17 protein-coding genes are annotated in these 20,543 nt (G+C 48.1%); 3 read left to right on the top strand and 14 right to left on the bottom strand.

All coding sequences use genetic code 11. The features are described 5' to 3' along the window. Window positions 1–91 precede the first annotated feature (91 nt). Genes MJZ25_04270 through MJZ25_04245 form a run of 6 tightly spaced genes read right to left on the bottom strand, consistent with a single transcriptional unit; the run spans window position 92 to window position 7,079 of the window. Window positions 92–2,407: a patatin-like phospholipase family protein gene (locus tag MJZ25_04270; GenBank protein MCQ2123381.1), complete on the bottom strand. Its 2,316-nt coding sequence runs from the start codon at window positions 2,405–2,407 to the stop codon at window positions 92–94. 34 nt (window positions 2,408–2,441) lie between these two features. Continuing rightward, entirely contained in the window at window positions 2,442–3,440 is a 999-nt protein-coding gene (gene tadA / locus MJZ25_04265) for a Flp pilus assembly complex ATPase component TadA (protein ID MCQ2123380.1), read from the bottom strand. A 12-nt stretch (window positions 3,441–3,452) separates the two neighbouring features. Beyond that, a complete protein-coding gene (gene tadA / locus MJZ25_04260; GenBank protein ID MCQ2123379.1) occupies window positions 3,453–5,066 on the bottom strand; it encodes a Flp pilus assembly complex ATPase component TadA in 1,614 nt (537 codons plus the stop codon). Then, on the bottom strand, window positions 5,063–5,866 hold the full coding sequence (locus MJZ25_04255; GenBank protein ID MCQ2123378.1) for an ABC transporter permease: 804 nt from the start codon (window positions 5,864–5,866) through the stop codon (window positions 5,063–5,065). Before MJZ25_04255 ends, tadA (MJZ25_04260) begins: the two co-directional genes overlap by 4 nt. Beyond that, the gene (locus MJZ25_04250) at window positions 5,853–6,764 is read right to left on the bottom strand and encodes an ABC transporter ATP-binding protein (GenBank protein MCQ2123377.1); all 912 of its coding nucleotides are present in this window, start codon (window positions 6,762–6,764) and stop codon (window positions 5,853–5,855) included. The genes MJZ25_04255 and MJZ25_04250 overlap by 14 nt, the downstream gene beginning before the upstream one ends. A gap of 12 nt (window positions 6,765–6,776) precedes the next feature. Continuing rightward, complete coding sequence (locus tag MJZ25_04245) at window positions 6,777–7,079, bottom strand: hypothetical protein (protein ID MCQ2123376.1); 303 nt, start codon at window positions 7,077–7,079, stop codon at window positions 6,777–6,779. Between the two features lie 202 nt (window positions 7,080–7,281). Here MJZ25_04245 and queC point away from each other — a divergent pair, with 202 nt between their 5' ends. Beyond that, window positions 7,282–7,971, top strand: coding sequence for a 7-cyano-7-deazaguanine synthase QueC (gene queC / locus MJZ25_04240; GenBank protein ID MCQ2123375.1), 690 nt, complete (start codon window positions 7,282–7,284; stop codon window positions 7,969–7,971). Between the two features lie 79 nt (window positions 7,972–8,050). Here queC and MJZ25_04235 read toward each other — a convergent pair whose 3' ends face one another. Then, window positions 8,051–9,721, bottom strand: coding sequence for a putative transporter (locus MJZ25_04235; GenBank protein MCQ2123374.1), 1,671 nt, complete (start codon window positions 9,719–9,721; stop codon window positions 8,051–8,053). A 20-nt stretch (window positions 9,722–9,741) separates the two neighbouring features. Beyond that, the gene (locus MJZ25_04230; protein ID MCQ2123373.1) at window positions 9,742–10,272 is read right to left on the bottom strand and encodes a hypothetical protein; all 531 of its coding nucleotides are present in this window, start codon (window positions 10,270–10,272) and stop codon (window positions 9,742–9,744) included. Between the two features lie 229 nt (window positions 10,273–10,501). Between MJZ25_04230 and MJZ25_04225 the strand changes: the two genes are divergently transcribed. Then, window positions 10,502–11,395 carry a LysR family transcriptional regulator gene (locus MJZ25_04225; GenBank protein ID MCQ2123372.1) on the top strand — a complete coding sequence of 298 codons (894 nt, stop codon included), beginning with the start codon at window positions 10,502–10,504 and terminating at the stop codon, window positions 11,393–11,395. Between the two features lie 89 nt (window positions 11,396–11,484). On the opposite strand, the gene MJZ25_04220 is transcribed toward MJZ25_04225, so the two are convergent. Together MJZ25_04220 and MJZ25_04215 are read right to left on the bottom strand one after the other, a co-directional pair. Further along, window positions 11,485–12,240, bottom strand: coding sequence for a geranylgeranylglyceryl/heptaprenylglyceryl phosphate synthase (locus MJZ25_04220; protein ID MCQ2123371.1), 756 nt, complete (start codon window positions 12,238–12,240; stop codon window positions 11,485–11,487). Window positions 12,241–12,311: 71 nt separating this feature from the next. Beyond that, window positions 12,312–14,291 carry a family 43 glycosylhydrolase gene (locus tag MJZ25_04215; protein MCQ2123370.1) on the bottom strand — a complete coding sequence of 660 codons (1,980 nt, stop codon included), beginning with the start codon at window positions 14,289–14,291 and terminating at the stop codon, window positions 12,312–12,314. An 80-nt stretch (window positions 14,292–14,371) separates the two neighbouring features. On the opposite strand from MJZ25_04215, the gene MJZ25_04210 reads away from it, so the two are divergent. Next, on the top strand, window positions 14,372–15,349 hold the full coding sequence (locus tag MJZ25_04210) for a GSCFA domain-containing protein (protein MCQ2123369.1): 978 nt from the start codon (window positions 14,372–14,374) through the stop codon (window positions 15,347–15,349). Between the two features lie 20 nt (window positions 15,350–15,369). Here the strand turns inward: MJZ25_04210 and MJZ25_04205 are convergent, their stop codons facing one another. From MJZ25_04205 to alaS, 4 genes are all read right to left on the bottom strand, one after another. Continuing rightward, on the bottom strand, window positions 15,370–16,992 hold the full coding sequence (locus MJZ25_04205) for an ABC transporter ATP-binding protein/permease (protein MCQ2123368.1): 1,623 nt from the start codon (window positions 16,990–16,992) through the stop codon (window positions 15,370–15,372). After that, window positions 16,989–17,258 (bottom strand): PqqD family protein, encoded by a 270-nt coding sequence (locus MJZ25_04200; protein ID MCQ2123367.1) that lies wholly within the window; start codon window positions 17,256–17,258, stop codon window positions 16,989–16,991. Before MJZ25_04200 ends, MJZ25_04205 begins: the two co-directional genes overlap by 4 nt. A 3-nt stretch (window positions 17,259–17,261) precedes the next feature. Continuing rightward, window positions 17,262–17,708 (bottom strand): S24/S26 family peptidase, encoded by a 447-nt coding sequence (locus MJZ25_04195; GenBank protein ID MCQ2123366.1) that lies wholly within the window; start codon window positions 17,706–17,708, stop codon window positions 17,262–17,264. 193 nt (window positions 17,709–17,901) lie between these two features. Continuing rightward, window positions 17,902–20,538, bottom strand: a complete 2,637-nt coding sequence (alaS, locus tag MJZ25_04190) for an alanine--tRNA ligase (protein MCQ2123365.1) — start codon at window positions 20,536–20,538, stop codon at window positions 17,902–17,904. Window positions 20,539–20,543: the final 5 nt, after the last annotated feature.

Raw genomic sequence — 20,543 nt, 5'->3', positions numbered from 1 at the left:
AAAAGGGCCTTCTTAAATTTTTTGTCAATTTTAGAAATGGCCCAACCTAATTGCTAGAGTGGCTCAAATATTTTTTGTATACAAGCGGATACTAGAATTGGTAATTGCCGAAACGGACAAAGTAGGTATAGTTACCAAAATCGGTTATGCCACTGAAGCCATCCTTATCCACAATGCGATTCATGCCCGCATAAATGTCCAGGGATTTGTACGACAGACGAAGCGCGGGTTCAATGACAAACTTGTTCTTGGACAACTTGGCATAAGGACTATCTTCAAAGTCGTGATAATAGGCAGCGAACAACCACAGGCCAAAATACTTGCTATGCAAGGCTGCGCTACCGCGAATCAAGGCATACTCATGGGAAGACAGTTCCTCGTTATACCACTCTGTTGACCAGGGGGTAACCTGGGCGTGATAACGGTAGGCAATATCCAAAGGTGCGTATTCAAAAGATTTCGGGCTCACGTAGCCATGGCCTTCCTGACGATAACGTTCGATTGCCGCTGCAACCCCCGCAGTAAAGGTCGCGAATGGTTTCGGAGATACGGAATAACGTAAATCACCAGAGAATTTCCAGTAAATCGGAATCAAGTCGCTTATTCCGAAATTAAACCCGATGGACTGCAAGCCTGCAGAAGCATGAGCCGCAAAACCCTTTTGAGAAAACCATTGGTCATCATCGCCATTCAAATATTCATAATTCAGGCTCGGCGACACCGGGAAGGTTTTGACACCATCGTAACCATAATAAATGGGATTCAATTCAAAAGTACGATTGCCAAACAAGAAGTTCGCAGAAACTTTTTGATTTACGTCTACGTCATAAACAACAGTCATGGAGAAATCGCTGCGTTCTTCCGATACGATTCGATACTCGCCACGAAGATCATTATTGTAAGTCTTCAACGGACGCAGCATAAGGTAATCGTAACCGAACTGAAGTCCCCAATGTTTGCTCCAAAGCTTTGAAACATTTAAACGAGGTTGAACGCCATAGGACGAGGTGCCCCAAAAACCAGACAGGACCAATTCCATTTCCATCTGGTTCACAAAATTCATCGTTCCTTCAAAGTACGCATTAGCACCCAAGGCATTGGAACCAAACCCACCCACAGCCACATCAAAGGTGGGATGAACAGCCGCAGAAACCATCAAGTCACCAGAAGGCAACATATCAAAATCCAGAGAGTCATAACCGGGACGCTGCAGGATTTTTTCAGCGAAATGTTCCAAAGCGACCAGGCCCGTATCGGAATCATCCCAATACGTCTTCACCGCACTATGGGTTTCTGAAGACAAACTGTCGAAAGTCGGATTGAACTTAAACCAGGACTTCCTTACGTCCTTACCACCAAACAGGTCCTTATAAGAAACACGGCGGTTTGTAAAAGGCGCAAAATCAGAAAGATTGTGTTCAAAACTTGAAAAACCAAGTTGAATCATAGCCGTGTAAGACGTGTCCAAAACGGTGTGCGGACGAACAGTTGATCCCGGCAAATTGTTCAAGTTCGCTCCAGCCATTTGTTTCAAAAGCTTGGAACGAGAATCACCCGTTAAGGTTCCTCGCAAAGGGTCTGCCACAACGATGATCGGAAATTCCGCAGCATTATCTTCTACCGGCAAAGCGTAATGAGGGCACAGTTCACCTGAAACTTCATTTTCCCACAAAGGCAACGAAGAAATCACATTTGCGGAAAGTTTGCCCTCGTCCTTTCCATCGCAACCCTGCACCGAGAACGGAATCCTGAAAATCACATCTTGACGATAAAGGGTTTCCTGAAAACGCAATTTCGCGATAGAACGCTTAACACCCATGGTATCCGGGTACAGGGATTTTTTCTCGCGAGTTACCTGAAGTTGTTCATCAACGTTCATGGTGAAACGCTGACGGAGACTGGGGATTCCCTTTTTTGAAATAGGCAATTCGAAAGCATCGCGGTTATCATAGCCCAGCTTGTTTGTCGGATCGGAAAGATCATGACCCACGTAGGATGCAATTGCTGGGTCCTTCATGATTCTCTGGATTTCATCCAGAGGAACCCCCTTAGCCCACAGGGAACCAATCCAGGCACCCCAGGAAGTACCAACCACAGAATCAACAGGGATACCGTATTCTTCAATAGCGTAGAGCACGCCCAAATGGAACCAGGTAGAACGTTCACCACCACTAAGGTAGAGAACAGTCTTTAATGCAGGTTTTGTTGAAACAACAGGTTCTGCAACAGGAACAAAGGCTGTCTCCGGAACGGAGTCAATAACCTCGGATTCATTCACAACAGAATCCCTCACTGTTTCAACCGAAGCAGTTTCTGTCGCATCAAAAGCGCTCAGCATGAGTTCTGCATCTGCCGCAGTTTTATCTTGGGCAAATGCAGTTACTGCCAACGCCGAAAAGGCAGCCACGGAGGCCGCCATCCTAACCACCCTAAAGGATGATTTAGCCAAGACGTGCGGGATTAGCCACATATCTGGAAGCATCCTCTGCTGCGACATAACCAGACTGCACAAGACTATTGATGCAGTCGTCCATCAGCATCATGCCATCTGCTGCAGAAGCGGCAATGATAGAAGGCAAGGTGAAGTGTTCGCCACCACGAATTCGAGCAGCCACATTCTGGGTACCATAAAGGATTTCCCATGCTGCAGTGCTGCCACCCTGAGTAGACGGCAACAATCGCTGAACCACAATAGCCTTAAGTACAGAGGCCAGCATGTTGCGGACCAGGTCGCGATTTTCAGCAGATTCAGAAGAGAGCAATGCATCAAGAACGCCTACGGCATTGCCAGCAGTCACATTCAAGACAACAAGAGCGCCTGCTTCTGCTGCATGCAAAATCGGAATCAGGGTCTTTCCGTCGAAATCCCCAAGCCAAATCAAGTCCGTGCCACTGCGAAGAGCCTGATCAATCTTCTGGGAAACATCACCAGAAGCATCATCCAGAACCAAACTGGGGCCGCGCTTCACAGGAATTTCTTCAGCACCATTCAAGAAGCTGACTCGAAGGATCTTAGACTGGCAAAGCGCAGAAACATAGGACGTTGCAGTGGTAGTTTTACCACTGCAAGAAGGACCTGCAAAAACAACCAAGCCGGAACTCAAGCCCAGCAAGTTGTTCAAGGATTCCGGAGCGCCGATAGCAGTAAATTCAGGACAGTCTTCAAGAACCGGGCGGAATACAGCGGCATTGCCCAGAGCAGCACGGTAATAACGTACGCGCCACTTGGATCCGCACCAGGAGCCCATCACAGTTCCGGATTCGCCATCCATAGAAGTCAAGATTTCGCGGAGGCCACCCACTTCAATAGCGGGGGCATCGGGAATAGCACAAACCTTTCCAGCCAAGCGAACTGCAGAGGGGGCACCTTCCGTGATAATCAATTCACTGGCACCAACATTCAAGGCATATTCCAACAAAGATTCAATTTCTGTCGCCATGATAAACCTCTTTTAGTTAGCAGAACGATATGCCGCAAAACGACGTGCGTCGTTTGCACGCTTCCAAGCTTCATTACCTTCGATGTAACCAGATTCCACGCACTTCTGCAAGGAATCATCCAAGGAAACACCCTGATCCTTCAAGCTGTTGATTGCAGCAACAAGCTGGGCGATTTCACCACGGCGAAGGAGGTTGGCCATGGGAGACGTCATCTTCATTGCTTCCACAGCAAGAATCTGGCCCTGGTTCTGCACAATGGGAATCAAGTGCTGAACAATCACACCCTTCAGCTGGTCAGCCAAGGCGTTTGCAAGAGCCGTACGATTCTGTTCCGGAACGGAACTGAGCAAGCGGGAAAGCAGAGAATGAACGTTGTTGCCTGCGGTTACAGCGAACACCAATGCGCCAGCATTTGCAGCCTGGAGCAAGGCATAAAGTTCGTCTGTATTTTCCAGATGGTCAAAGAGGATAACGTCTGCGCCGCTCTTCATTGCAAGATCAACACCTTCAATTCCAGAGCGTACCTGCAAACCGACTTCTCGCTGGGCGATAGCGCCACGGGCATTCTGCAAAAGACGTTCAATAGGCTTTTCCACCGTCTGAATATAGACGTCACGATTTGCAGCAATAGTTTCTGCGAAGGTGGTCATAGTCGTAGAACGGCCGCTTGCGGCAGGACCAGCAATAAGCACAAGGCCACAGTTCAATTCTGCGAACTGGGCGCAGAATGCGGGCAAGTAAAGATTTTCAAGTGTGGTGGATTCAGACGGAATCACGCGCAGAGAAATGCTGGGCGTGGTTCCGTTCCAGGTCACGGTGATGCGTGCGCGGCCAGCACCCTTCAGGCCGATAGTCTTGCTGAAGTTCTGACCGACCACAATCTTGTAGCCATCGGAGAAACCCTTGGAGGCTTCGTCCAGACGTTCATTCAAGCGGGACAAATCCAGAGGCTGTTCGGAAGCTTCGAACAGGGCGCCCGATTGTCGCATGACAATGGGGCGGTCCGCAAACAGATAGATGTCTGTTGCGTTAAACTTGCGAGCAAAAGCAATAATCTGCGGCAAAGTCGTCATGGGGCGGAGAGTTTCCGGAGCCTCGATGGGAGTACCTTCACCAGTTGCAATAGCAAAGCGAGACGGCAATTCGTCGCTTTCTGCAGCAAGATCTTCTTCATCAGAATCGCTCTTCACCTGGAAAGTGCTGATGCTGGTAGCTTCCAAACCTGCGACCGCCTCAACATCCATATTAGCGGTAGAAATTTCACCATAGGGATTGTTGCCTTCGATCTGCAAGCCACCCTCGGAATCTGAAGAACTGGAGGAACTTGCGCTGGATGAGGCAGCGGTAAATGCGGGTTTTGCGGCAGGTGCGGCGGGAGCAGGAGCAGCAGCGGGAGCGGCCGGCTTTACAGCAGGGGCAGCAGGAGCTTCGGCTGCGGCTTTTGCCTCAAGATTCTTGACAAAAGCAAGAACCTTAACGTACATTGGCGGCGGGATAACACCTGCATCCACCAAGACCTGACCAATATCCTTTGTATCTGTTACCTGACCCCAATAGGTCTTAATCTGGTCTTCAGTCACAACCTTATTGTGAACAAGGACCTTTGCCATATACTGGTTTCTCATAGGAAATCCCTCCGGCTAAACCACCAACTTGCGATGGCCAAAAACACACCCACATAGCCCAAGGCGTAAACAGTATTCCAGAACAAATACATGTCCGGAAGAGCGACTCCATGAACCACATAGTTGGTTACGTTAAATCGATAAAGGCCCGGGAAAATTGCATGAATAACCACGGCTGCCTTTTCAAAAATTGCACTGGAAGTTTCGTTCATTTCGCCCATGCGGCTTGCAAAACGAACCTGTTCCAAAAGCTGGTTGCTCAGGTGACCTGCAAAGTAGACGCCTAAGGTGAACAAAGCACTAAGAACCGTGCTGCTAAAGCTGCTGAACAAAAGCGCCACTGCAATCACCACAGCCATTTCGCAGAAAATCAGGTAAATCGCCGTAAGCAAGCTAAGCGTAGGATCAGCACCAGTAACCGCAAGCATCAGGTAGTAGATGCAAGTGAGAATAGCAAGATGCACAGCGACCACGGCAAGCAAGCCCAAGTACTTTCCAACAATGAATGTGGCGCGGCTAATAGGCTTGGAGAGCAAGGTCAAAACAGTTCTACGTTGAATTTCCTTTTGTACAAGGCTAATGCCCACAAAAATGGAAATCAGCAAACCAGACAGGCTCATCACTGAAAGGGTGGTGGATTTGATGACGTAGGCGCGATCAAACACAGACCATTCACCAAGAACAATGCTGAACAAGGTGAGAGCGATAGCCAGGAATACGATGTTATAGAGAATCTTATCACGGATAGATTCACGGAAAGTATTGAGGGCAATAATGCCAATATGCTTAAGCGTCGGCACGGGCAATCTCCTCTGTCAAAATATCTTCAAGGCTGGGACGCTTGTGGTCCATCTTTTCTACAGCAACGCCATGAGACAGGCAGAAACTGAGAAGACGATCGCGGGCAGCATCATCAGCACAAACGCATTCCTGAGGATGACCTGCGGGAGTCACTCCTTCCGGAAGGTCCGCAGCAAGAATTGCTTGACGAGTACGGACATGGTATTCCACACCGCAGGATTCCGTAATTTCATCCACGGTACCTTCGCGGACAATCTTGCCATCAACAATCATGGCAACCTTATGGCTAATGCTTTCCACGTCACTCAGCAAGTGGCTGGAATAGAAAATAGTCACACCGTCGCGATTCAATGTCTGAATTGCTTCACGAACATCACGACGTCCCATAGGATCAAGACCACTCATGGGTTCATCCAAGATCAACAGTTTCGGCTTGCCAAGAATAGCCTGAGCAATGCCCACGCGCTGCATCATACCCTTGGAGTAGGAACGAAGACGACGATCAATCCAATCCTTATCAGCGTGAAGAAGTTCCAAGGCCCAATGAATGCGAGAATCCAGTTCCTTACCTTCGAGACCCACAAGCTTTCCATAGAACTGCAAAAGTTCACGGCCAGAAAGATAATCGTAGAAATACGGTTGTTCCGGAGAGTAGCCCAGGAAAGTTCTGCTCTTTACATCACGAGGGCTAATGCCGTTAATCAGCACCTTACCAGAATCAAAATTCAAAAGACCGGTAAGAACCTTAATGGTAGTAGACTTACCTGCTCCGTTAGGACCGATAAAACCATATACCTGACCCGGTTCCACATTAAAACTTACATCCTTCAATGCAAGCTTGGGTTTCATCAGAAAACCGCTGTGGTAGGTCTTATGCAAATGTTCAATCTGAATCATACAAACACCAAATTACTTATCAGAATCCTGTTCGTCGTTTTCTTCTGAAGTATTGCGTTGACCGCCAAAAGCACGTTCCTCAGCTTCCTCAATTTCACGACGGCGGCGATCAGCCCTTTCCTTTTTATTGATAAAGAAGTAGATAACCGCACCAACCAGGTACACAACGATACCGGAATAGAAGATCGGGTTAATGGACTGACCTTCGAGACCCGGGAAAACATTCAGGATCAAGGTATGGCCAAACAGGCTGAGAAACACCAAGATAAAACCCAGAGCACGAAGCACATAAGTCGCGATGGCAAGCTTTTTCATCAAAAACCTCTAAATAGACAACAAAACACCGTATTCCCATACGGTTTCTTTTCTTTTGAAAAAATACACTTTTATGGAACAAAGAGGAAAGGCGCGTAAGCAAAATGGGCGTTTTATTGATGTTATTTCAGGAAAATTTTATCTATTTTTAGAATAAGACAGTTCGAAACCATCCTGTCTAAAAACAAAACTAGGGAACATAATGAAGAAAGCAATCGTACTCTCTTCAGGCGGTGTGGATTCTACCGTCTGCGTGGCAATGGCCGTTGAAAAGTTTGGCAAGGAAAACGTGGCCACAGCATCCATCTTTTACGGACAAAAACATCGCAAGGAATTGGACTGCGCCAAGGCGGTTGCGGATTATTACGGGCTCCCCCATTACGAGTTTGATGTAGCATCCATCATGCAGTTTTCCAACTGCTCCCTACTAGCCAATTCCACAAAAGAAATTGACCACAAAAGCTACGATCAGCAAATTGCCGAAAACGGCCGCGGGAAGGTTTCCACTTACGTCCCCTTCCGCAACGGTTTAATGCTTAGCGTTTGCGCAAGCCTCGCCCAAAGCATTTACGAAAACGACGATGTCACCATTTTCCTCGGAGCTCACGCCGACGACGCAGCAGGCAACGCCTACGCAGACTGCAGTGAAGAATTCGTCAGCACCATGAGCGACGCCATCGGCATCGGCACTTACGAACAAGTTCACGTAGCAGCCCCCTTTACAGGAGTCAGCAAATCTGAAGTCGTTAAAATCGGTCTTGAGCTAAAGGCACCCTTTGAGCTGACCTGGAGTTGTTACGAGGGCGGAGAAAATCCCTGCGGCACATGCGCCACATGCATTGATCGTGCCAAGGCATTCGAGGCAAATAACGCTAGCGATCCCGCTTTATAGTGGACGCGCGTTTCTTCTAAAGCAAAAAAGGCCCAGCATGAAGCCGGGTCTTTTTGATTGGAGCACATGAAAAATCTTGCTAAGCCACAGCGTACAAGAGTATCGCCAAAACCTGGCCACTTAAAATTCGAAGTAACATTGTCAGCGGATATACAGAAGCGTATCCCACATTCACCGCTTCGCTATTGGAAAGTCCGTTGGCAAAAGCGAGAGCCGGAGGATCCGTCATAGAGCCCGCAATAGCACCACAGAGGCTCAGGTAATTTACCTTAAAGACTACACGGCCCACGACGCCAGCAACCATCAGCGGGACGAATGTAATGAGAGCGGCAAGGCCCATGTAGTAGAAACCGTCTCCATTCAAAAGAACATCAAAGAACTTGATACCAGCATTCAATCCCACACAGGTTAAGAATAAAGTAATTCCAAGTTCACGAAGCATTAGGTTTGCGCTTGCAGCCATAAAGAAGTTCAGCGGACCAATCTTACGCTTGCGAGAAAGGATGATTGAAATAACCAGCGGACCACCGGCAAGGCCAAGCTTCAGCGGAGTAGGCATTCCAGGAATGGCGATAGGGATGGAACCTACAATAATGCCTAGGAAGATACCGACAAATGCCGGAATGATTTCAGGATGGTCTAGTGCCTTCAAAGAATCGCCAAGTTCCTTGGTTACAGCGTCAATACCAGCCGCAGGTCCCACAACCAAAAGTTTGTCTGCAAACTTCAATCGAAGATCTAGGCGACCCGTAAACTTAAACTCACCGCGAACCACACGGCTAACGGTAACACCATAGCGTTCTGCAAAAGCCAAAGATTCAATGGTTTTGCCAAGCATTTTTTTATTTGTAACCAAAATAGATTTGGTGGTCAAATCGCTATTGGCGGCAGTAATGGGCGTTGTCAGGCGAGAGCCAATAACCTTTTCCATGGTAGCGACAGCTTCAGGCATTCCTACAATATGAATCTTATCACCCTCATGAATCTTTGTAGAACCCTTCGGAGTAATAATTGTTTCATCACGGAGAAGTCGGGTAATCACCACACCACTAGAAATTAAATTGGGAATTTCCTTGACTGCGACGCCGAACAGGTTCTTGTTTTCCACAAGAAGGCTGCAGGAAACAATTTCTTTTCGCGTCGCTGCAATTTCCGCCGTATATTCCTCAGCAGATTTTGCAGGATCCTGCTTGAAGAATACACGAATCAAGATCATCACCAGAATAATTCCGATGACACCGAAGGGATATGCAACAGCGTACCCGATACCCGTCAGGGATGTGTCCGCCCCGGCCGCGACAAAGGCTGAATTTGCGGCTCCAAGGGAAGGCGTATTTGTGACAGCGCCACAAAGCATTCCAATGAGCACGGGTACGTTGTTATGCATATCCGTAAAGAAGTACAAGCAAAGCGTTACAAGAACGCCCATAAGCACCACGCTTACCGCCAGAATATTAAGCACCAAGCCATGGCGACGAATGGAATCAATAAAGCCTGGTCCCACCTGCATACCAATGGTATACACAAACAGGATCAAGCCGAATTCCTGCATAAAGTGGAGTACACTTGGTTCCAGGCGAAGTCCCAAGTGGCCCATCAAAATGCCAACAAACAGTGCGCCCGCGCCACCAAGGCTAATTCCCTTCACCTTGATTTTTCCGACCATAAGGCCTAGCGCCGCAGTGACGGAAAGAACCACCACTTGTTGCGCCACCGATGAGCCTGTAAAAAGATCAATTAACCATTGCACGGGAAAACTCCTGGGTTTAATTATTTCTTGATGCAGCGTACAGAGTAAGCGATATTCTTGCTGAAGTGTTCAAAGGAAACTTCACCATCCTTGACACGGACCATGGTACCACGGGCATCATCGAAAGAATCCGCAGTCCAGAAATTTGCGCTTTCGCCTTCGCCAGCAAACTTGCCGTTGCTTGCATAGCGGTAACCACCAAGTTTCACATCAAGAGCCTTCATGTCGGCAGCTTCGAAATCCGCCCTGGAAGGAAGAACCCAACCATCGGGGCAGATGGTGTTTGCGGATTCGTAAGGATAGAGACGGCCATACTTTTCGCAGTTGTCATGATTGCTGCCATAGCAGAAGCTAGAATCAGAATCGAAGCGGGCCAGATTTTCTGCCATCCAAACCTTGTCACCGGTCTTTACGGTCTTATAAGTCTTTTCCTGACAAGACAAGGTATTTGTCGCATCATCGTAAGAGCAGGAATTTGCCTTATCGCAAGCGGTGAAAGTGAAAGCAGCGAAGGCAGAAAAAGCCATAGCAGCGATGAACTTGAGCTTCATAAATCAATCTCCTTAAGATTGTTTTTAGTGATAATTTTTAGAGCTCTTATTTATACGTTGCCAAATGTAGATGGATTCATCACTTTTGACTAATATTTTCTTCTAATCAAATTAATAAGAAAAAGTGATTACATTTTTTGTAATTAATCGAATTTTATTATTATTATATAAATTTAAAGTATCATTATCAAACCTTGTGATTTCATCACATTTGCCTATATTTGGAATTATGGAACTTACGCAGCTCAAATATTTTCTAGAAGTCGCAAAGAACGAGCACGTAACGCAAAGTGCCAAGAACCTTTGCATTGTACAGCCCGCTCTCACCCAAGCCATACACAAGCTAGAAGATGAGTTAGGAGTTTCACTATTCAAAACCTCCGGCAGAAACATTAAGCTTACAGAAAGCGGCAAGTACTTCTACGAGCAACTACAGCCCATTTATAACGAAATGATGGCTTTGCCCAAGAGGCTGCAAGAAGTCGCAAATCAGCAGAACAACAACATCAAGCTAAATGTTCTTGCTGCATCCGCACTGTTTACCAACGTGGTGATTGAATACAAGCAGACTCACCCACACATCAATATTGACATGATCCAAAACGAAGAAACGGATCTTTCCGATTTCTGCGTTAGGACATTCAGTGCATACAAACCGGAGCTCGACAGTTTCAAGAGCGACGAACTTTTTGTTCGCTCCGAAAAGATTTTCCTCGCCGTACCCAATACAGCAAAGTACAAGAAGATGGATTCCATTTCTCTCTTTAATCTGGGCGATGAAAAATTCATTCGTCTTTACGGTTCCAAGCAGTACCGCAAAATTTGTAACGAACTTTGCGAAAAAATCGGTTTCAAGTCCGAGACCACTTTTGAAAGCGATAACTCTACCGCTATCAAGGAAGCTGTAGCTGGCGGTATCGGCGTATGCTTCTGGCCCGAAGTGTCTTGGGGAAAAATGGACCACAAGAAAGTCAAACTTCTTGAAATCACAGATACGGAATTCAAGCGCGACATTGTTGTGTCCTACAGACGCAATAAGCAGAACAGTACACACACCGACGAGTTCTACAACTTTATGCTAGGCTACGACGCAAAGAAGCGTTGGAAAAAGAAAAACGTCTAATTTGTTTTAGTACTCCACAAAAAAAGACCTGCTTTTTAGCAGGTCTTTTTTTATGCTTTTGCGAACAAGTTTTTGCGACGAACCTGTAACTATCCCTTAGTATGAATAGCAGCAGCGAATTCCTTCAAGAGGATGGGATCCTGGACCTTTTCCCAAAGGGTGCCTGTCACAATAATATTCGCACCCGCAGCAACACGAATCGCAGCAGTCTGAGGATCCTTGATTCCACCACCAGTAATGATGGTCATTTCAGTAGCCTTGCGGGTATAGGCAATGTGTTCTACAGGAACCGGATTTTCTGCGCCGCTGCCCGCTTCCAGATAAACGTAGCGCATACCCATCAATTCTGCAGCGATAGAATGAACCATGCTAAGTTTCGGTTTGTCGGCAGGAATAGGCATAGTGTTGCTGACATATTCCACTGTAGTACGACGACCGCTATTTATCAACTGATATGCGGTAGGAATAGCTTCCATATTAAGAGCGCGAACGAGGGCTCCGCCACGAACCTGTTCTTCAATCAGGTAGCTGGGATTGCGGCCACTAACGAGGGTCATGAAAAGCATGGCGTCAAAACCGGGGACAACCTGGCTAGCACCACCCGGGAACAAAACCACCGGCAAATCCACTTGGGCCTTGAGAGCAGCAACCTGACGAGGCAAGTTGAAGTTTCCCATGAAGGAACCACCAACAAGAATCAAGTCAGCGCCATTTTCCTGAGCCAAAACACCAGACTTCAAAAGAGCTTCGTCATCAGAAGTATCCGGATCGAGAAGCACGGCGAACAATGCACCGCGTTTTTCGATTTCTGCATTCAAACGAGCTTCAGTCTTTCCGATTTTCATAACACGCCTTAAAAGCTAAAAGTACAGGTTTAATATAGTACATTTTAGCTTTTCACGCCATTAAAACCAAATTAACGGACCTTAATAACCCTTCCACCGGCACGAACGAGGTAGGTTCCGTGATTTAAATCATTCAAATTGATTTCACGGCCAAAGCCCTTACGAGCCATAACGCCATTCAAATCAAAAATCATCCAGTCCATCGTGTCAACCAGATACACCTTACGGGATGCAGCATCGTAATGCATTGGATTTGCGATTTGAGTAATTGAGCGTTTTTCAACAGATTCGGAATTTTCCGTAGAATCCGCCATAGAGAACTTGATGTTTCCCACGAGAAGTTCTCCGCTAACGCCGCTAGCAGTCAAATAGAAATCCTGAACTCCAGAAAGCTTTGGAAGATCAGAGCACTTCACATCCACCCACTTAGTGTCGCCGCACGTTGCAGGGATTGAGCACTTGGAAATTTCATCACCCTTCTTTCCATCCTTGCGAAGAGATAGTGTACCGCCTGCGCAGTTTTTCATCTGCACGTGAACAGAAGAACCTACAATGGAATCAGTAATGACGTTTTCGTAAATGGCGTAGCCGCCATCCTTGATGATCATTTGATCCTTTTCATCCAAACGAATACGAATACCATTGTCAAAACCATTTGCAGGAATGGTGTCACGGATAATGCGAAGGAAATCCAAGCGATCCAATTCACCATAGCTCTTGCCCTTTGTAATTTCCACGTAGTTGCTACCACGTTTTAATTTTGCCGGAATATAGACAATAGACTTTTCCGGGAATTCGCCCCAGGCTCCCGTAATAGGCAACTTGACTTCGCGAGTTACACCATTAATGTCAACAAAGTGAGAACCCTCATCGGTCCAATCATTGGCATAGCGGTAACGGATCAGGTAGTCACCAGCCTGCGGAATAATCATAGGCAAACGAATGCGACTGTCCGCATAATTGATGTAACTAACATATTCACCATTGGAAGCTTTTTCACCTTCGGTGATTTCAACATTACTCAAGATACCATGTTCCGCTTCGGCACTCAAATAGCGACCCACAAAGGGCTGGCCCAGTTCCGGCCAATTGTCTTCAGTAAAAACAATATCGCGAACCTGGATCTTTGCACGACCGGTATCATTCTTATCGTAATAATGGTTCACAAAACGAAGGCGATTGACATCTTCAAAGGCTTCGCCACCGGCAGGACCATAATAACGACCATAACGCTGGAGGAGGATTGTTCCACCACCCTTCAGAGCTTCTTTTCCAGTACGGTCCAAATACGGACCCGTAATGGCGTTAGCTCGATTCACGACGGTCTTATAGGAATTGCCTTCGAGGTTGGCTCCAGTCTTGCAGCAATTATCCCATGCAGTAAAAAGGAAGTACTTGCCATTATGTTCAATGACGCTGGCACCTTCCACACCGGAACCACCGCGATTGGCGATATTAATTTGTTCAGCGCCCTTAACCGGCTTACCTGTTTTTTCGTCAAGTTCAATAATGTGAATGCCCGTGCCCCAAGAGCCGAAGGCCATCCAAACCTTACCTTGCAAGTCCTGATAGACTGCAGCATCGATGGCATTATAAGCATCGGTCTTGACAGTATGAATCACTTCACCCTGATCCGTCCAACCGTAACCAGGTTTCGTCGGGTCGATTTCCTTACTGGACATAAAGCCCATTCCAGAGGAACGAATTCCCATTTCAGAGCCGCAATAATACACGCGATATTCGCCACCAATATAATGAATATCGGGAGCCCAAATATCAATCATATTGGGAGCGTAATTGAAAAGCCATTTTTCAAAGGTGGGCATAGCTGGCTCACCCTTCTTCCAGTTCAAAGCATCTTCCGAAGTTTGCATCAAAAGATGATTGTCCGTGGTCATCAAGGCATAACCATCTTCATAACGGATAATATCCGGATCATGGCCGGCCCACTGGGTTTCCTTGGCATACCAATCGGCAGCAAAAGCCGGGGTCAAAACCGTCGCAAAAATCGTCAACGCAGAGACAGCGTTTTTGGCGCACCCAAATTTCATATAGTCCATCCTTTCCCTAATCCATAAAGAAATATAGGCAAATGTTTTGAACATTCCTACAAATAATTACATTTAAATGTATGGATTTTTCGACCAAAGTTACGCTTTCTGAATCAAATTTTAAGATTGATTACAAATCCAATCTGGTTTTTATAGGATCCTGCTTTGCAGACAACATTTCCAAACGTTTTACGGAACGAAAGTTTCATACTTTGGTGAACCCCCTGGGTGTTTTGTACAACCCGCTGTCCATTGAAAATTTCTTCAAGAAAATCGCTGGGGGAAATGGGGACAGTACCGAGACCTGGTGTCGCTGGGATTATCAAGGAAATTTCTCTGAAGCAGAATTGCAAGAAGTTGTCGCGGAGACCCGAGACTTTTTAAAGAAAACTGACGTTGTCTTTATTACCTTAGGAACGGCATTCGTTTACTTCTTGAAGGAATCGGGAAAGGCCGTGGCCAATTGCCATAAGGAACCCGCAGATTTTTTTGAACGTAGGTTAATTTCTGTGGAGGAAGCCGCAGAGGCGTTGAAGAGAACGTGTAAGTGGATCTTTCGCTTCGCTCAGGATGACGTAAAAATTGTTTTCACCGTTTCACCGATTCGCCATCTAAACGACGGAGCCCACGGAAACAATTTGTCCAAGTCTACGCTGCACCTTGCCGTTGATAAAGTTTGTCAAGAATTCGCAAACGATGCATCTTCCGTAAACAAAGTTTCATCCGCAAACATAGGCTGCGCCGACGTCACTTACTTCCCCAGTTACGAAATCGTTATGGACGAATTACGTGACTACCGTTTCTACGCCGAGGACATGACTCACCTTTCCAAAGTTGCTGAAGACTACATCTTTGAAAAAATGTGTAACGCCTACTGCAGCGAAACTACTATTGCCAACATGAAACGGGTTGAAAAATTCATGAAGACCGCAAACCACCGCGTCATCAATCCCGACTCCGCAGAGACCGCAGCACTTGCGCAGCAAATCCTTGAAAAAGCCACGTTGTTGGAAAAAGAAATCAACGGATTGGATTTATCTCAAGAAAAAGAAAGGTGAGCTGTCGCCCACCGATTCTACTAGGAAAGATGAATCACATCGTCGCAGAGTTCACAGACAGCCTTGCGATGGGTAATAAAGATCATAGTCTTTTGAGGATAGGCTTCGAAAATTCTACGGAAAAGTTCGTGTTCAGTCTGTTCATCCAAAGAAGCACTGATTTCATCCAACAGCAGAATGTTACCCGGGCGGAGCAAGCCGCGGGCAATGGCAATACGCTGAGCCTGACCTTCGCTTAGACCGCAGCCACGCTCACCAAGAACAGAATCAATTCCATTGGGAAGTTCGTTTACGAAATCGGCACAGGCCGTATGGAGAACTTTTTTCAGTTCTTCGTCGGAGGCGTCGGGCTTTGCAACTTGCAGATTAAAACGGACGGAGCCGCTAAGCAAAGTGTTTCCCTGAGGCACAAAAACAAAATCGTTCTTGTTGAGATTTTCGGAAACAGAGCCGGACGCAGGTCTTACAAGGCCTAGCATCAGGCGGAACAATGTGGTCTTGCCACTGCCAGTCTCACCCATCACCGCTGTACGGGAACCCGGCTTAAAATCATAACTGAAATGATCAAGGACGTTGTTTTCGCTGTCGGCGTAACGGAAGGTGAGATCTTTGACACTGATGCCCGACGCGTTGGAGGTTGCGGCGACGTCCGCGGAAGCGTCTGCTGTCGTGTCTGCGGAATTTTCTGCGGAGGTTCCAACGTCCGCAAGTTCTTCCAATCGATCAATGCTTGCCGTCGCATGAATTATGCGAGGTGCTTCGGTCAGCAAATTCAAGATAGGCTGTTGCACCTGCATCACTAACTGCAGGAAAGAAGTCATGACGCCGAAAGTAATGGCACCGCTACGAAGGCCGATACCGCCCCACACGAAAGCTAGCATATAACCCAAGCTAAAAGCAGAACCAATAAAGAGACGTGCCGTTACCGTAAAGCGGGCGCGATGCAGCACGCGGCTTTTCAAATCGCTTTGTTTGGAATTCAATTCTGAGCTCATCCAGTTTTCGCTGGAAAGGGAACGGAGCACAGCGTTATGCTCCACCGTTTCCTGCACATGCATCTGGATCTCACTTTCCTTCTTGCGAATTTCAGATGTCATATTGCGGAGCTTTCTGGCAATGAGCTTTCCGAAGAACGCAAAAGCCACCGTCATCAAAATCAGAGCCCAGGCAAGACGCACATCAAAAAAACGGAGCATCAGGAAGGCGCCAACAAACTGGCAGCAAGTTACAATTACCTGGGGAATAGATTCCGCAGTTACACCGCAAACTTGTTCCACATCTTTGGACATGCGGGACGTCACATCGCCAGACAAAAGGACTTTTTCACCAAAAAGATTTCGTTTGAATAAACTGCCGAACATTCGTAGGCGGACTTCATTCTCCTTGCGAATCGTCGCAGACGTGGTCATATAGGAATAAATCTGGCGCAAGATAACACCGCCAAGAACAGTAGCCAGCAAAAGGACCGCCATGCGAATTACGTCTGCGTCCGAACCCGAGCGAATGGTATCATCAATGAACTGCTTGCTAAGCCACACTACATACAAGCCAAGGACAACTCGTACGACGCCCACAAGGACGCGCACCACAATATTGCCTCGGATTCCCGAAGTGTTATGCCATAGCCAAGCTAGATATTTCATTCAATCACACCGACCTTCTGCCACTCGCCAACAATGGCGGCGACATCAGTTTTTGCCTGCTCCAGAGAAACGTTGTATTCCTGGCACAGGGCTTCGCTTAAGCTGTCAACAGAAAAGTCACCCTGTTCAGCTGCACGCTGCCAGAGCCACGCAGCAGTCTCGTTCAAACAAAGCAAACGGCCAAAGTTGAGAGCACCAAGGCCCTCCCCCATAATCACCTGTTCTCCACAAACATCACGCAGTACATAACCGCTTTTCAATTTCATAAATCAATTCCTGTGAAAAACTCTATAGATAAAAAGTAAATACTTTCTAATAGGGCGAAGAAAGATCCACGCCCGAGAGCCTATCTTGCGGGGTTTTGAATAAAGGTTTCGGCTTTTTCCGTCGGAGTTCACCACATGAGTGGCCAAGGCCTTTACGTCTGACATTTTGCAGCGTTCCCCAAAGGCAAGGTTGCCATCGCCCATCAGGAACACATTTTCGTCCACAATTTTGGACACCCGATGAACCACGTATCGCTTATTATCCACCCACGCAAGCACAATGTGTCCAACCTTTATATCGGTCGGTTTTACGAGAATCACACTTTCCTTGCCCCCCACAATAAAGGGAAGCATGCTACGGCCATTCACAGGGAAAGTTACGCTCACCCCATCCTCTACAAGCCTGATGGCCTCGGCAATAATGTTTTCATCGGAAAAAGCGGAATTCATACTTGTTAGTTTATTATAGAAAAACAGGTCCCCGCTGAGTTGCGGAGACCTTGTTTTTCCGAGGAGTATTCGAGCCTCAGACCTCGTTCCTGGAGCCTAGTTAACCGAGCTTTGTGAGCCACAAGCGACTCATATTAATGAGTCGTGGTGGCGAGAGCGAAGCCCAGTCGTAGGTTCTTTTTTGAATTTTGGGCTAAGCGGTCAGTTTAGCACGGATCCAGTTGTTAGCGTCCTTGATAGCAGCGCTAATCTTTTCGGGTTCGCGAGTACCGGCCTGTGCGCGGTCCGGACGGCCACCGCCCTTACCGTTACATGCAGCAGCCAGGTCGCGAACCATGTCGCCTGCCTTGATGCCCTTGGCCTGAACGTCCTTGCCAACGATCACTGCGATGGAGCCAGCGCCATTTACCTTGTTCGCAATGACAGCTACAGCGCCCTTGTCCAGCTTGTTCTGGATACCGTCCAGGAGTTCCTTGTACTTATCTTCCGGCATATCAAACTCGCGAATGTAGAGCATGACACCCATAACGTCCAGACCGCCGTTCAGAACGTCGCCAGCAATCATGGTAGCCAGTTCCAGCTTCACGGACTGGAGAGCCTTTTCAAGAGACTGGGTCTTTTCGAAGGACTGCTGGATACGATCCAGGACTTCGGCATCCTTGCAACGGAGACGGTCGCGGAGAGCGTTCACAATCTGGGCACCTGCACGAAGCATTGCCATGGCACCGCGGCCAGTGACGGCTTCGATACGGCGGACACCGGCAGAAACGCTGGATTCAGAAACGATCTTCACCATACCGATGTTACCGGAATTCACAACATGCAAGCCACCGCAAAGTTCCTTGGAGAATTCTTCGCCAGCGGCACCCATCTTCACAACGCGTACGGTATCGCCATACTTTTCGCCGAAGAGAGCCATAGCGCCAGAAGCCTTGGCTTCGTCAACGCCCATGACGTCGGTGTGGACCGGCAGGCATTCCATGATCTTTGCGTTCACGATGTCTTCGACCTTCTGAATTTCTTCAGCAGTCATGCCATTGAAGTGAGTAAAGTCAAAGCGGAGGGAATCCGGAGTCACCAAGCTACCCTGCTGCTGTACGTGAGTGCCCAGCACTTCGCGGAGAGCGGCCTGAACCAAGTGAGTAGCGGAATGGTTGCGACGGATGTCCATGCGACGTTCGTCATCGACGGTTGCCATGAACACGCCACCCATGGTCTGTTCGTTGGCTTCACCCTTCACCACCTTACCGCGGCAGAGAGCGGTGTCGTTCACCTTCACGGTGTCGAACACGGCGATTTCAAGATCCTTGGAAACCAGCATACCCTTGTCGCCAACCTGGCCACCCATTTCGGCATAGAACGGGGAAGTTTCAAGAACGATGGAAAGAACGCCCTTGTCTTCGCGGTAGCGGACAACCTTAGTTTCGCAAGCGGACAGTTCGTAACCAACGAAGTTGGTAGAAGCTTCGGAGTACTGGGTCCAGCCTTCGGTACCCATGGTATTGATGCCCTGCTTCATGTTGGCGCGGGCACGTTCCTTCTGTTCTTCCATGCACTTTTCGAAGCCGGCTTCATCGATGGTGAGGCCCTTTTCTTCGGCGAGGATGCCAGTGAGGTCCGGCGGGAAACCGTAGGTATCGTAAAGCACGAAGACCTTGTCGCCCGGCACAACCTTTGCGGAACCCATTTCAGCAACGATGGCTTCGAAACGTTCGAGACCTGCGTCCAGAGTCTTGATGAAGCGGTCTTCTTCACTCTTGATGACTTCGGTAACGAAAGCCTGACGCTGACGGATTTCGGGGAATGCTTCGCCCATGGTATCAGCAAGAACCTGGACCAGCTTGTAAATGAAGGCTTCCTTCTGGCCGAGGAGGCGAGCAAAGCGGCTTGCACGGCGGAGAATGCGGCGGAGCACGTAGCCACGGCCTTCGTTAGACGGGAGAGCGCCGTCGGCAATAGCGAAGGAAACTGCGCGGATGTGGTCTGCGATCACGCGGTGAGGAGTACCGTTTTCGTCGTCGGTGTAAGGAACACCGGAAAGTTCAGCAACCTTGGAAATAATCGGGGTGAACACGTCGGTGTCGTAGTTGCTACGCTTGCCCTGAAGGATGGCGCAGATACGTTCGAAACCCATACCGGTATCCACGTTCTTTGCCTTCAGCGGAATGAGGGAGCCGTCGCTAATGCGTTCGTACTGCATGAACACATTGTTCCAGATTTCGATGTAGCGGTCGTTTTCGCCGTTCACGCCCAAAATCGGGTCCTTGAAGGTTTCAGCCTGGGTAGCCAGGTCGCCGCGGTCGTAATGAATTTCGGAGCAGGGGCCGCAAGGACCGGTATCGCCCATTTCCCAGAAGTTGGAATGAGCGTCGAAGCGCATGATGCGGTCATCGGGAAGACCGGAAACGTCCTTCCAGATCTGCCAAGCTTCGTCATCGTCCTGATAGACGGTTGCAAAAAGGCGTTCCTTGGGGAGCTTCCAGACTTCGGTCAAGAGTTCCCATGCCCAAGCGATAGCTTCCTTCTTGTAGTAGTCGCCGAAGGACCAGTTGCCCAGCATTTCGAAGAAGGTGTGGTGGTAGTTGTCGCGACCCACAACGTCAAGGTCGTTATGCTTACCGGAAACGCGGAGGCACTTCTGGCTGTTGCAAGCACGCTTCCAGCCCTTGGGATTATCACCCAAGAAGATTGCCTTGAACTGGTTCATACCAGCGTTGGTGAACATCAAAGTCGGGTCGTCGTGGGGCACCACCGGGGAGCTGCGGACGAACAAGTGTTCCTTGGATTCAAAGAACTTGATAAAGGATTCGCGCACTTGCGCAGAAGTCATAGTAG

It is taken from the genome of Fibrobacter sp., from assembly GCA_024399065.1.
Lineage (GTDB): Bacteria > Fibrobacterota > Fibrobacteria > Fibrobacterales > Fibrobacteraceae > Fibrobacter.
This window is presented reverse-complemented; position numbering and strand designations above follow the sequence as displayed.

What these genes read in the sequence shown, in the direction of transcription:
- MJZ25_04230 (MCQ2123373.1), bottom strand. Translation starts at nt 10,272, where the DNA reads ATGAAGCTCAAGTTCATCGCTGCTATGGCTTTTTCTGCCTTCGCTGCT.
- queC (MCQ2123375.1), top strand. Translation starts at nt 7,282, where the DNA reads ATGAAGAAAGCAATCGTACTCTCTTCAGGCGGTGTGGATTCTACCGTC.
- MJZ25_04215 (MCQ2123370.1), bottom strand. Translation starts at nt 14,291, where the DNA reads ATGAAATTTGGGTGCGCCAAAAACGCTGTCTCTGCGTTGACGATTTTT.
- MJZ25_04205 (MCQ2123368.1), bottom strand. Translation starts at nt 16,992, where the DNA reads ATGAAATATCTAGCTTGGCTATGGCATAACACTTCGGGAATCCGAGGC.
- MJZ25_04250 (MCQ2123377.1), bottom strand. Translation starts at nt 6,764, where the DNA reads ATGATTCAGATTGAACATTTGCATAAGACCTACCACAGCGGTTTTCTG.
- MJZ25_04225 (MCQ2123372.1), top strand. Translation starts at nt 10,502, where the DNA reads ATGGAACTTACGCAGCTCAAATATTTTCTAGAAGTCGCAAAGAACGAG.
- MJZ25_04220 (MCQ2123371.1), bottom strand. Translation starts at nt 12,240, where the DNA reads ATGAAAATCGGAAAGACTGAAGCTCGTTTGAATGCAGAAATCGAAAAA.
- MJZ25_04210 (MCQ2123369.1), top strand. Translation starts at nt 14,372, where the DNA reads ATGGATTTTTCGACCAAAGTTACGCTTTCTGAATCAAATTTTAAGATT.
- MJZ25_04200 (MCQ2123367.1), bottom strand. Translation starts at nt 17,258, where the DNA reads ATGAAATTGAAAAGCGGTTATGTACTGCGTGATGTTTGTGGAGAACAG.
- tadA (MCQ2123379.1), bottom strand. Translation starts at nt 5,066, where the DNA reads ATGAGAAACCAGTATATGGCAAAGGTCCTTGTTCACAATAAGGTTGTG.
- alaS (MCQ2123365.1), bottom strand. Translation starts at nt 20,538, where the DNA reads ATGACTTCTGCGCAAGTGCGCGAATCCTTTATCAAGTTCTTTGAATCC.
- MJZ25_04245 (MCQ2123376.1), bottom strand. Translation starts at nt 7,079, where the DNA reads ATGAAAAAGCTTGCCATCGCGACTTATGTGCTTCGTGCTCTGGGTTTT.
- tadA (MCQ2123380.1), bottom strand. Translation starts at nt 3,440, where the DNA reads ATGGCGACAGAAATTGAATCTTTGTTGGAATATGCCTTGAATGTTGGT.
- MJZ25_04195 (MCQ2123366.1), bottom strand. Translation starts at nt 17,708, where the DNA reads ATGAATTCCGCTTTTTCCGATGAAAACATTATTGCCGAGGCCATCAGG.